The sequence below is a fragment of the Polaribacter porphyrae genome (assembly GCF_002954685.1).
In the GTDB taxonomy this organism is placed as follows: Bacteria; Bacteroidota; Bacteroidia; order Flavobacteriales; family Flavobacteriaceae; genus Polaribacter; species Polaribacter porphyrae.
Genome location: NZ_MSCN01000001.1, coordinates 944990 through 957645 on the forward strand (window position 1 = coordinate 944990; position 12656 = coordinate 957645).

At 28.7% G+C, this 12656-nt stretch carries 13 protein-coding genes and 1 pseudogene; 3 read left to right on the forward strand and 11 right to left on the reverse strand.

Annotated features, from left to right (window positions below; translation table 11 throughout):
* Window positions 1-22 precede the first annotated feature (22 nt).
* Entirely contained in the window at window positions 23-553 is a 531-nt protein-coding gene (locus BTO18_RS04340) for an RNA polymerase sigma factor (RefSeq protein WP_105015055.1), read from the forward strand.
* A 3-nt stretch (window positions 554-556) separates the two neighbouring features.
* On the forward strand, window positions 557-1339 hold the full coding sequence (locus BTO18_RS04345; RefSeq protein ID WP_105015056.1) for an anti-sigma factor: 783 nt from the start codon (window positions 557-559) through the stop codon (window positions 1337-1339).
* Between the two features lie 152 nt (window positions 1340-1491).
* On the opposite strand, the pseudogene BTO18_RS04350 reads toward BTO18_RS04345, so the two are convergent.
* Both BTO18_RS04350 and BTO18_RS04355 read right to left on the reverse strand, forming a co-directional pair.
* Window positions 1492-1743: pseudogene (locus tag BTO18_RS04350) on the reverse strand (slipin family protein); the annotation flags it as partial.
* A gap of 193 nt (window positions 1744-1936) precedes the next feature.
* Entirely contained in the window at window positions 1937-3328 is a 1392-nt protein-coding gene (locus BTO18_RS04355) for an RtcB family protein (RefSeq protein WP_105015057.1), read from the reverse strand.
* Between the two features lie 770 nt (window positions 3329-4098).
* On the opposite strand from BTO18_RS04355, the gene BTO18_RS04360 reads away from it, so the two are divergent.
* Window positions 4099-4749: a peptidoglycan-binding domain-containing protein gene (locus BTO18_RS04360; protein ID WP_105015058.1), complete on the forward strand. Its 651-nt coding sequence runs from the start codon at window positions 4099-4101 to the stop codon at window positions 4747-4749.
* Window positions 4750-4810: 61 nt separating this feature from the next.
* Here the strand turns inward: BTO18_RS04360 and BTO18_RS04365 are convergent, their stop codons facing one another.
* Genes BTO18_RS04365 through BTO18_RS04405 form a run of 9 tightly spaced genes read right to left on the reverse strand, consistent with a single transcriptional unit; the run spans window position 4811 to window position 12566 of the window.
* Complete coding sequence (locus BTO18_RS04365) at window positions 4811-5869, reverse strand: AMP-binding protein (RefSeq protein WP_317197594.1); 1059 nt, start codon at window positions 5867-5869, stop codon at window positions 4811-4813.
* A gap of 40 nt (window positions 5870-5909) precedes the next feature.
* The gene (locus BTO18_RS04370) at window positions 5910-6869 is read right to left on the reverse strand and encodes a CPBP family intramembrane glutamic endopeptidase (protein ID WP_105015060.1); all 960 of its coding nucleotides are present in this window, start codon (window positions 6867-6869) and stop codon (window positions 5910-5912) included.
* A 24-nt stretch (window positions 6870-6893) separates the two neighbouring features.
* Window positions 6894-7934, reverse strand: coding sequence for an o-succinylbenzoate synthase (locus BTO18_RS04375; RefSeq protein ID WP_105015061.1), 1041 nt, complete (start codon window positions 7932-7934; stop codon window positions 6894-6896).
* Between the two features lie 9 nt (window positions 7935-7943).
* Window positions 7944-8459: an SRPBCC family protein gene (locus BTO18_RS04380; protein WP_105017494.1), complete on the reverse strand. Its 516-nt coding sequence runs from the start codon at window positions 8457-8459 to the stop codon at window positions 7944-7946.
* 7 nt (window positions 8460-8466) lie between these two features.
* Window positions 8467-9393: a 1,4-dihydroxy-2-naphthoate octaprenyltransferase gene (gene menA / locus BTO18_RS04385; protein ID WP_105015062.1), complete on the reverse strand. Its 927-nt coding sequence runs from the start codon at window positions 9391-9393 to the stop codon at window positions 8467-8469.
* Window positions 9384-10883 (reverse strand): PH domain-containing protein, encoded by a 1500-nt coding sequence (locus BTO18_RS04390; RefSeq protein ID WP_105015063.1) that lies wholly within the window; start codon window positions 10881-10883, stop codon window positions 9384-9386. The genes menA and BTO18_RS04390 overlap by 10 nt, the downstream gene beginning before the upstream one ends.
* Entirely contained in the window at window positions 10876-11385 is a 510-nt protein-coding gene (locus BTO18_RS04395) for a PH domain-containing protein (RefSeq protein ID WP_226789000.1), read from the reverse strand. The genes BTO18_RS04390 and BTO18_RS04395 overlap by 8 nt, the downstream gene beginning before the upstream one ends.
* Before the next feature lie 6 nt (window positions 11386-11391).
* A complete protein-coding gene (locus BTO18_RS04400; RefSeq protein WP_105015065.1) occupies window positions 11392-11784 on the reverse strand; it encodes an SPOR domain-containing protein in 393 nt (130 codons plus the stop codon).
* Window positions 11784-12566, reverse strand: coding sequence for a (Fe-S)-binding protein (locus BTO18_RS04405; RefSeq protein ID WP_105015066.1), 783 nt, complete (start codon window positions 12564-12566; stop codon window positions 11784-11786). Before BTO18_RS04405 ends, BTO18_RS04400 begins: the two co-directional genes overlap by 1 nt.
* Window positions 12567-12656: the final 90 nt, after the last annotated feature.

The following is a 12656-nucleotide window of genomic DNA, read 5'->3' on the forward strand; positions in this document are numbered from 1 at the left end:
TACTTTAGCTCTTGAATCAATTATGAATCAAGAGCTTTTAATTTTACAGTTTCAAAAAAAGGATGTTAAGGCCTACGAAAAACTATATAACATGTATTGTGATAGTATTTCTGGTGTTATCAATAACATTGTTAAAAATGATGCTGTAACCCAAGAAATTACTCAAGATGTATTCATAAAAGCTTGGAATAAGGCAGATACTTACTCTTCTAAAAAAGGTCGTTTTTTCACTTGGTTGCTTAATATAGCTAGGAATGCTGCTATAGATTATACTCGATCTAAAAAATTTAAACAAAAAAAGCAAAACCTTAATGCAGATTTTTTCGTAGATATATTAGAGAGCACTAAAAGTTTAGATAGTGAAACAAATACAATTGGCTTAAAAGAGTTTGTTACCAAACTAGGCGATACTTGTAAATCTGTAATTGAACTATTATACTTTAAAGGATTTACTCAAAAGGAAACATCAGAAGAATTAGACATGCCTTTAGGCACAGTAAAAACAAGAAATAGAACTTGTATAGGCGAATTAAGAACTATGCTTGGCGTTTAAAAAATGGATAGTAAAAATTACATAGCATCTGGAATACTGGAACTTTATGTTGCAGGTGTACTTTCTGAAAAAGAAAATCAGGAAGTATATGAAGCTATGCAAAAATATCCTGAAGTAAAAGCAGAAGTTATATCCATTGAAAATGCAATTGTACAATTAACTAAAGCTTCAAAAACTGATAGCCCCTACTCTTTTGCGGATGTGCAAAATCAGTTAAAAACTGATGAACCAAAAGTAATACCAATTGCGAAACCAAAAACGAATTGGATACAATACTCTGGTTGGGCAGCTTCTTTATTAATCGGTTCTATCTTAATTTGGACACTTTCTCAAAACAACCAATTAAAAGAGCAAGTTGCTACAGAAAGACAACAATTAGAAGCACAAATAGATAGTGCTTCAACCAATTTAGCTGCAGCAGAAAAACTAATTGAAGTTTTTAGAGATAAAGACATAATCTCTGTGCCATTAGCAGGTCAGAAAGTATCACCAACATCGTACGCAAAAGTATATTGGGACAAAAAAACAAATTCTATATATCTAGATGCTAAAGGTCTACCAGAGCCACCAAAAGGAAAAGTATATCAGGTTTGGTCTTTAAAATTAAGTCCATTAACACCAACAAGTTTAGGTATTTTAGACACTTTTACAGCAGATGCTAATAAAATTTTTACCATCACAAATGCTAACGAATCTGAAGCATTTGGTATTACTCTAGAACCAGCAGGTGGTAGCAAATCACCAACTCTAGAGCAATTATATACTTTAGGTACTGTATCTTCTTAAAAATATTTTTAACTTTATTCCAATAGTACAAATGACTTATTTGAAATGATAAGTATTTATTTTTAATATAAACCTATCTAAATTAAAAAATTTATACCTAACTCAAATTTATTACAATAAAAAAGCATCAATATTTATATTGATGCTTTTCCTTACTTATTCACAGCAAAAATTTCTTTTAACTGCTTTACCATGTTACCATTACCAGAAATAGTAATCTCGCCAATTTTATCAGCGATTTTTTCTACATACTCCATTTCTTTTAACTTGAACAACATTTCATTGTCTTCCATTAATTTGGCAGTATTTAACAAACTTCTAGTAGAAGCTGTTTCCTCTCTTCTAGTAATTACATTGGCTTGTGCTTGCTTCTGCGCAATTAAAACTTGATTCATAATGTTGCGTTAGGGATTGAAACGACATCCTTTTTTATTGCTTTTAAATTAGCGTCATTGCGAATGAAATGAAGCAATCTTTTTCTAAATAGAGATTGCCACAGTTTACTTGAGGTAAACTTCGCAATGACACCAAAAAAAGATATAGTGTAAAGCCCGACTTTGGTCCTGAATGCCTTCAGGATAAAGGAACGCCCAAATATTACTTATCCATTCTTACAATTTTTGGTGTAAATGTGCCTAACACCTCTACCAGTTCTTGCTGATTTGCCATCACTTTTTTAATGTCTTTATACGCCATTGGTGCTTCATCAATTCCACCTCCAATTAGTGTAACATCGTTCATTTTTAACTGATGTTTGATATCACTTTTTGTAAACTTTTCTTTACACTTTCTGCGAGAATGTTTTCTACCTGCTCCATGTGAAGCCGATTGCAAACTCGCTGAATTTCCCAAACCACGAACGATAAAACCTGGTGCTGTCATAGAGCCTGGAATGATACCCAACTCCTTCTTTTTTGCTGGTGTTGCTCCTTTTCTATGCACAATGCATTCTTTACCATTTACGTTTTCTTTCCAAGCAAAATTGTGATGATTCTCAATTTTTGCTACAGGTTTTGAACCTATTAATTTTGCAATTCTTGAGTGAATATCATCGTGACAAGCTTTGGCATAATCGCCTGCTAAATTCATTGCTTGCCAATATTCTTGACCATCGTGCGTATTTAAATCTAACCAAGCCAAATGCTGCACATTTTTTGGTAAATGGCATTGTTTTGTTGCCAAATACGTGTAATGTTTTGCAATATTTGCGCCCAAACCTCGTGAACCACTGTGTGATAAAACCCCTATATATTCGCCAGTTTGCAATCCGAATTCATTGTTGTTTTCTGTGATAGCAACTGTACCAAATTCTACAAAATGATTTCCACTACCTGAAGTTCCTAATTGTTTATACGCTTTGTCTTTTAAGCGTTTTATCAACGGAATTTCTGTAAACTCATCTCTATAAAATATTTCGTTATCGTGCTTTTTGGAGTGTGTTTCATACATTCCAAATTTGGTATGATCTTTTAAAATATTTTCAAATTGATGTTGTTTTCCTTTCAAAAATGAAACCGGAATTGGATAAACCGTCAAACACATTCTACAACCAATATCTACACCTACTCCATAAGGAATTACTGCATTATCTGTGGCTAAAACTCCGCCAATTGGCAAACCATAACCATAATGTGCGTCTGGCATTAAAGCACCTTGCACAGCAATGGGTAATTTTAAAACATCATACAATTGATACTTTGCTTGTTCGTCAATTTCATTTTCGCCATAAATAGAAAATGGAACTCTAGTGTTTTTTAATTGATGCATTTTTACTTCAACTGGTTTTACCAAACCTTCTGCAACTTTTCCCCAAATGGCATTTCCTTGAAACTTTTCTGGAGCTAATAAAACTTCTTTGGCTTCTTCTAAAATGCGCTCTTTCGCTTCTCTTTTTCTGTATCTATTAATTTGCCCTAAAGCAATATTGATACTATTATTCTTTGGAAAGCCTAATTTTATTAGGTCTTTTCCTTTTAATTTATTTCCCATGATTTTAAATTGAGATGTACAATTCTATAGAACTCAACTTTTGATTGATTCTATAACTCTTAATTTTTAATTCGGAAAATCTTTAGGAAATGACCATAAAAAAATCCGAAATTTTACAACTTCGGACTTTTCATATATAATAGAATAATGCTATTTGTATTTGTGAAAGTCGCGAAGTAAACAAGAAACAAAACCTAGTTCTGTTTGTATGCTTTTGTTTAATAGATATTTGAACATTTTACTTCGTTTTTTTAGGCTGAACTTGTTTCAGCATCTGTTATTATTTGTTGCTTAATTGCGATGCAAACCTAAAACGTATTTTTGAATTACACAAATAAAATTTTAATTTATTTTTCTGATAATCAATGTTTTAAATAAAAAATAGACAATAAATTTCCTATCTGCTTTTTAGCAGAGTATGAATTTTGAGGTAACCCTTTGATTTTGTGATATGTTTTTAAAAACTACACTTTGTATTGGCATCTAAATTATTTTCAAAAAAAACGTCCAAAAAAATGAATTTTTGGACGCTCTTGCTACTTTTTATAATTTCTAATCTAGAATATACACTGAAACAGTCGCAAAATGCGTCCTTTTTTATGTTCTTTATATATATTCATAGATTTAATTTTATATTCTTTGTTAATAGTACATTGCAAATATGCATGATTTTATAGCTATTATCCAAACTTCATCAGAAAAAAACTATATTTCTTTCTAAAAAGATTTAATACATTTGCTTTAACTGTTTAATTACAATCCCAACTATAATGAAACAACTTATCATATTTTTACTTTTAGTTATCATTTTTATAATCGGTTATGGAAAATATAGTAACTACAAAAGGTATAATTCACCTGAAGTTGATTATAAAGCAAAAAAAGCTATTGACGTAAACTATCACAATAAAGAAATATTATTTAATTATTATGAATCAATTGAAGATTTAAACAGTTACATAATGTTGAAATGGACTGTAAATGGCATTGATGTGAGAACTCCTGAAGATGATGATACAGCTACAGAAAATGCTGTTAAAAATTATTCTAAAAAGCTAGGCAAGATACAGTTTTACGAAACTCTATTAAACAAATCTTTACAGCTAAAAGAGCAAGGTTTAACTAATAAAGAAATTAAGTTTTTGGAAGATAATGGAATAGAATTAGCTACTTACAAAAAAAACCAAAGAGTTGAAAAGATAAAAAAGTTATTCAACTCTAACGTAAAGTTATATAATGGCTCTAAAAACGCTATTATTTATGAAGTCCAAAAAGAGTTAAATAAAAAAGGTCAAGAAATTACTATTGATGGTGTTTATAGAATTGAAACTTTTAATGCTATTAAGAAATTTGAAACTGATAATAATCTACTTGCTGACGGATATTTAGATGACTTAACACTTGAATTGTTGTTTCAGTAAACTTATTAACTAAAAATAATAATTTATTGAACACTCTATTTTTAAAAGTGAAAACACCTTTTTATTTAGCGAATATTTTTTGAAGTGTTTTGATTCTTTGAATTTTGCCAGTTTTAGTTTCTATGAAATGCTTTGCGAAATAGATTTCTTTAGGTTTTTCGAATTTTGATAGTGAATTTAAATTTCTAATTTTGTTTAAAAGAGATTTCTCTTCTATGCTTGAAATGACATCTTCCAAAATTAAAACCAATTTCTCACCTAATTTTTCGTCTTTAATTCCTACCACAAAAAATCGATTTTTAATTATTTTTATTAGCTTTTCTTCAATTAATTCTGGATGTAGCTTTACACCCCCAGAATTAATTACATTATCAAAACGTCCTAGCCATTTGAAATGCGTATCTGACACGAGTTCTATAACGTCGTTGGTAAACAAAACTTGTTCTGCTACTTTTGGTGCATCAATAACCAAACAATTTCTTTGATCTTTGTAGATTTTTACATTTGGTAATGTTTGATAAAATGAGACTAAATCAACTTTATTTTTTTCAGATTTCTCTATTTTAGATGATGTAAAAACTTTGTTGTTATTAAGTTGTTTAGCTGCAATGTGAGTAATAGTTTCTGTCATACCATAGGTAGCAAAAATAGCACAACCACTATTTTGAATTTTTGCTTGTAATTCTTTAGAAACTACTCCTCCACCTACAATCAATTTTTTGATAAAATGTAATTTGTCTATTGAATTTTCTAATTGTAATGGCACCATCGCAGAAAAATCATATTCCTTTTTAATATTCTCTAAAGGACTAGAATTCGCATCAATAATATCTAAATGCCAACCTAAAGTCAAAGCTCTTATTAGCATCATTTTACCTGCTATATATTCTATTGGTAAACACAATAAGGCTTTTGTATGCTGTTGAACATCAAAGTACTTTCCTGTTGCTAGAGCAGAGTTTATCATCTGTTTTTTTTGCAATACTATCGATTTTGGTGTGCCAGTAGAACCTGATGTTTTTACTAAAATACTATCTTTATCAGAAAACCAATTTTCTAAAAAATGATGAATATCAGTAGCAAAATTGAGAGTATAAGTCAGAATTTGATCAACTGACAAAAAGGAACGCCCATTTAATTGAAAACTTTTATGAAATTTATTATGCTCCAATTTCATCTAAAACTCTGTAGTTTTCCTTCATATTAATAGGTCTTTCTATGCTGCCTGTTAACTTTTCTTTCCAGTCATTCCATTTGTATTTTTTTGCAAAAATGAAGATTAAAATAGGGAAAATAACAAATACAGGCACATAAACATCAACTCCTAAAGCAGGTTCTGATAAATCAATTAAAATTGAATCTGTTTGAAAAACGGTATAATCTGCAGTAACTAGTAGTGCTGTAATTAAGTTGTTTGCTGCATGAAAGCCAATCGCGAGTTCCAAACCTTCGTCCATTAAAGTTATGATGCCTAAAAATAGACCTGTACCAATATAATACACTAAAAGTTCATAGCCCATTTTAGCAACTTCTGGGTTTGCTATATGCAATAATCCAAAAACAACAGATGTGAAAATTAAAGGGAATAATCTATTTTTAGTAGCAATACCTAGACCTTGCATTAAATATCCTCTAAAAAAATATTCTTCGAAACTAGTTTGCAATGGTATTAAAATAACACCAATTAAAGCTAATATTAAAAACTTATCAAGGTTAAAATTCCATTGGTAATTTTCAGGTGATATTGTATAATCTATCACTAAAAAAAGAACTGTAATCGTTCCCCAAAGCAAAAAAGCAACAAATATACGTTTCCAATCTGTTTTTTTTCTTGATGTAGTTAATGATGTTAATGTTTGTTTATGTACAACTTTTACCCAAAAAAACAATGCAGCTAAACCAACTGCAAAGTAAGCTAGGCTTTCTGCTAAAAACCAATTTGCTCCTTTTTCAGCTATTTGATTTTTCATAAATTCATCCATATTAAAATCTGGATCTAAATTTTCTAGTACAATTAATCCTATAAAATTTAATGCCATAAATCCAAAAAACAAACCTGCAAAAATTACATATTTCCACATTCCTAATTCTCCTTTAAATCCTTGCTGTATATAATTCATTTTTGTTTTTTATCATTTAGTGTATTATTGAATATCGAGGTTCCAACTTAAACTGGTATTGTAATGTAATGCCCCATTTTTTACTTCTAATGGACTGACTACATTATTAGTAAACAGACTACCTGTACCCAAACCTTGTGGTAATTTACTTTGCAACGAATGTGTAAATTGAGCTATTGCATTCAACCCAATATTACTTTCTAAAGCAGAAGTAATCCACCAATCAATAGCATTATTCTCTGCAAATTTAATCCATTCTTTACTACCTGCAAAACCACCTACTAAACTCGGTTTTAAAATAATATATTGTGGCTTAATCTCTTTGATTATTTTCTCTTTATCTTCGGATGAAAATACTCCAATTAATTCCTCATCAAGTGCAATTGGCAAAGGGGTTTTACTACACAATAGTGCCATTTCTTGAAGCTGCCCTTGCTTGATTGGTTGTTCTATAGAATGTAAATCTAAAGCTGCTAACCTCTTTAATTTTTCTAAAGCATTATTTGGAGTAAAAGCTCCATTTGCATCAACTCTTAACTCAATTTCTTTGGCTGAAAATTCTTTTCTTATCGATTTTAGCAATTCAATTTCTGCATCAAAATCTATAGCACCAATCTTCATTTTTATGCACGTAAAACCAGTTTTTAATTTTTCTTTTATCTGGTTTTTCATGAATTGTTTTTCTCCCATCCAAATTAATCCATTTATAGATATAGATTCATTTCCTTTTGTAAATTCTGATGGAAACAATTCAAATTTATGAGTACTTTTTAATGATAAAAAAGCCTGCTCTAAACCAAATTGAATTGAAGGAAAATTGATTGTTTGAGCCAACAACTTGTTTAAACCTTGATTGATGTTTTTACAAACCCAGCTTAATTTTTCTTCATAATTAGGTACATCATCTGCACTTAATCCTCTAAACAAACCTGTTTCTCCAATTCCTGTTTTACTATCTTTCTTTAAAATAATAAACCAAGTTTCCTTGGTTCTTAAAACCCCACGTGAAGTGCCACTTGGGTTTTTAAAATTAAGGATGTATTTTTTGTATTCGGCTTTTATCAAAAGTATTAATTATTGCTGTTCTACAAATTCTTTAAAATTAGTTAAATATTGTGTGTCTTGCGTTTTAAATGTTCCTTTAAAATAAGGAAAAAGACAAGACATAATATATGAATGACTTCTACAAGTGGCATTTAAAATAATTTTGGTTTTTCCGTTTTCTTCTGAAAAAAGGTAATCATTTGTTTTTAGCATATTTTCTGCATCATAAAACAATGTAACTTTTTCATTAGGTACATAAGCCATAACTTTTTCTGTCATGGTAATTTTTTCACCTTTATTCTCCAAAATGATTTTATACTCACTTCCTGTAATACCAATATTCTTATTAATGGTTTCTATCTTTTCAATTTCTGGAATCCATTTTTTTGCATTCTCTTGATTATTAAACTCTTGAAATACTTTATTTAAAGATTTATTTACAACTACTTCTGTAGTGTAATTGGTTTCTTTTACAAATAAACCTGTAGCAAAAAAAACAATGGATAATGCTGTTATAATGCCTAGTATAATTTTTATTTTTCTCATTTTATATTTAAAATATAGTGTTTCCAACTGCAAAAAGAATAGCGAATAAAAAAGTACTCAAAGCTACTTTCTTTAATTCTTTGTCTAATTTTGCGGATATTTTATTATTTGCTACTGTTTTTACATTCAACATTAAAGGGACAAATGCAACTAAAAATAAGATTTGCAAGGGAGAATTATAATCTGATAAAACAAAAATCAATGCTGAAATTAACGCTCCAAAAATTAAAAAATAATGATATTTTTTTGCTTTTTCTGTACCTAATTTTACAACCAAGGTATTTTTATTGTTTTTTTTATCTTCTTCTCTATCTCTTAAATTATTTAAATTTAATACTGCTGTACTCAACAAACCGATAGAAATTGCAGGTAAAAATATTTTGAAATTGATTTGTTTGGTGTATAGAAAATAACTACCAACAACACTCAATAAGCCAAAGAATAGAAATACAAAAACATCACCAAAACCAGAATATCCATAAGCAGAATTACCTACAGTATATTTTATTGCTGCTGCTATTGAAGCTATTCCCAAGAAAAAGAATAAAATAGAATACCCAAAATTATTTTTACCAAAAGCAACATATATCAATGTCAAAGCTATAATTAATGTAATTATTGTTGTAACAAACATTGCTGTTTTCATTTGTTTTGGAGTAATTGCACCAGATGAAACCATGCGTGCTTCTCCTGTTCTATTTTTATCAGATCCTTTTATTCCATCACCATAATCATTAGCAAAATTTGATAAAATTTGAAAACCAATTGTGGTTAAAATTGCTAGCCAAAAAATTGAAGTAAGCCAAGGGATTCTTATTATTGATTCTTCAGTTAAAACATCATTCAGACCTAAATAAGATCCAACAATAATACCAGAAACAGATAAAGGTAATGTACGTAAACGTGCTGCTTTTATAAAACTTTTTACATCCATGATTTTTTGCTTATTTCCACTTTATACAAAGCATGATTGTAAATTTTTATAGCTTCATTGTACTGCAAACAGGGTATAGTAATTTTACCAGATGCTGTTTGCAAAATAATATCAGCAACATTGCTCTTTTTCTGAAAAAAAGTTTGTTTTAATTTTATATTCTGTACTTTAAAAACTTCTAAATAAGTAGCATGTGTTTCTAGTAAACCTCTACCAACTAATAATAAAGAATCCGTAATTTTATAAAATCTCTTCTTTAACTTTTTTCTAATTAAAAAAACAAATAAAGGAACTGTAATTATTGTTGAATAGAAAATTTCTAAATGAGGATGAAGAAAATAAACACCTATGTATAGAGCGATTAAAAAGAGAAAAGAAAAAATATAAACTCTTTTTTTATAATAAGAATCTGGGTATTGTTTATTTTGAAATTCTACTTCTTCAAAATCAAATAAACTAGATTTTATTGTAGCAACTTGATCTTTTTTACAACCAACAATTTTAATTAATTTATTTTTCTTTTTATTCAATTTACCACTTACAGCTTGTTTAAAAGTTATAAATGAGATTCCTATAATACGTTTTATAGGGTTTGTAGAAACTGTAATATTTTGTACTTTTTGCTTTTTTAATACTATTGATTTTTTTGTAAATAAACCCTGATTTATTTCAAAAGAATCATCATTTAAATAAGCCACCAAATTAAAGTGAATTAAAAATATTCTAACAAAAGAACTTATTAAGGCTGTAATTGTAAGTATAATAATTAAGATAAAAACAACAAAAAAACTTGTTGATACTGCATCTGTACTTTCTGATATAAAACCATCTAAAGATTCTGTTCTGCCTAAACTATCTGCAATTTGTTGTATCTGTTGAAAAAAACCTAATACCAATGCCAAAAATAAAAAGAGGTTTTGAAGGTGATTTTCAGTTAAACTTACTTTAAATAATTCTTTCACAGAAATTTTAACTAATGGTTTTCTATCAAGTTCAGTAAATGTTTTAGTATCTAAACTACTACTATTTGATATAATTTCTTTTAATGCCTTTGCCTTATCATAAGATAATGCTTTGATAGATATTTCTGATTTTGTAGAGCCAGCTGTTTCTATACTTACTTCAAAAACATTAATAATTTGTTGAATTATATTTTGTTTAAAGTTGATATTTTGAATTCGATAAAAAGGAACAGATGTGTTCGTTTTTTTTAAAATTCCTTGTTTTAAGATAAATTCTTCTCCATCGATTTTGAACTGAAAATTTTTATAAATTAAATAAGCTCTTACTAAAAGAAATATAAGAACACTAACTAAACCTAGATAAAAGTAATTAGCACCTACATTAGAAATCTTTGAAAAATCTTTTAAGATAATGAATAAGAATATCCAAGTAAGCTTTATAACTCTATATATTAAATTGATATAGATTACTAAAATCCCTTTTGGAGATTGCCTAGAAAATTCTGAAAAGTTAAAAGAATTATTCATTAATTTTTGTACTAATGAATTCTTTAATTTGTTGTGCCGTTTCTTTTTTTATTCCTTTTATTTCCAAATCATCACTAGAATCTCCTGCTGTGTATACACTTAAAGCAGCCAAGTCAAAAAGTCTTGATACTGGTTTTTCGTCAATTTCTACATGTTGAATTCTAGAAAATGGTACTGTTGTCATTTTTTTTATAAACAAGCCAGAGGTATACGAAATATCTTTTTCTCTAACAGCATATTTTCTTTTAGGGAATCCTAAAAATAAGTGCAAAAAAATATATTCAAAGAAAAGAAAAAAAGCGATATATATAAAAGTGGTTTTACCAAGAAATTCTTCTGAAATAACAAAATGATGAAGAACTATTAATACGACTAGTAAAGGAATAAAAAACAGTAAAAAATTTATGCAGATTACTTTAAAGTAATTTTTATCAACTTTTGTAAATGCAATTTCAGTTATGTTTGGTAACTCTAAAACTACATCATTTTTAAAATTTTCCATAATAAATTACTGTTGTAATGCTTCTGTAATTGGTATTGGATAATCGTCTTTTAGAGCTTGTACAAATGCGTCTTTATAAATGTTTCTTATTTGTAATTTATAAGCTTTGGCTTCTCTGTAAGTGCTAAAATTGCCTAATCTATACTTTGTAAGTGAGTTTTCTTGATATATATTTACTCCTTCTAAACTAGCAAGCTCACTATTATCATTCTTTAAAGCAGCTATTTGTACTGTAAACACAAGAGTTTGTGTATTTTCTTTTTCAGCAACTTTATCAACCTTAACTATAGTATCTTTTACAACAGGTTCTTTGACTTCTTGTACTGGCTTTTCTTCTTTCTTTTTACTACAAGAAAAAACTATTAATGTGAGTAATACTAAAATTGATTTTAGTTTCATTATAATAAATTATTTGCTTCAGCTATTAATTCTGCAATATCTTTTACAATAATTTCATCTTCTTTCTCTTTAAACTTAATTCCATCTGTCATCATTGTGTTGCAGTATGGGCAACCTGTTGCAATAATTTGAGGATTTGTATCTAATGCATCTTCAGTTCTTAAAACATTTACTTCTTTGTTTCCTGGCTCTGCATCTTTAAACATTTGTGCACCACCTGCACCACAACATAAAGCCGTAGATTTATGGCGTTTCATTTCTGTAAGATTAACTCCTAATCTTCTAATTAAATCTCTTGGAGATTCATAAACTTCATTAGCTCTGCCCAAATAACATGGGTCGTGAAAGGTTACTCTTTTTCCTTTTAAATTGGCATCATCAATTTTTAAACGTCCTTTGTCTATCAAATTTTGTATGAATTGAGTGTGATGATAAACTTCATATTTGCCACCCAAAGAAGGATATTCATTTTTGATTGTATTAAATGAATGTGGATCACAAGTCACTATTTTTTTTACTTCATAACCATTTAAAATTTCAATATTCATCATGGCTTGCATTTGAAACAAAAACTCATTTCCAGCTCTTTTAGCAGCATCTCCTGTTGAGGATTCTTCTGTACCTAAAACAGCAAAAGCAACATTAGCTTGATTTAAAATTTTTACAAATGCTTTGGTAATTTTTTTTGCTCTATCATCATAACTTCCTGCAGAACCCACCCAAAATAATACTTCTGGTTGTTTTCCTTCTGCAAAGTATTCTGCCATTGTTTTTACGTTCATTCCGAAATTGTTTAACTGTTGAAACGTTTAGTTATTAAAACTTCTCGATATAAATTTATTCGTTCCTCATAAATTCACTCGAAGTGACAT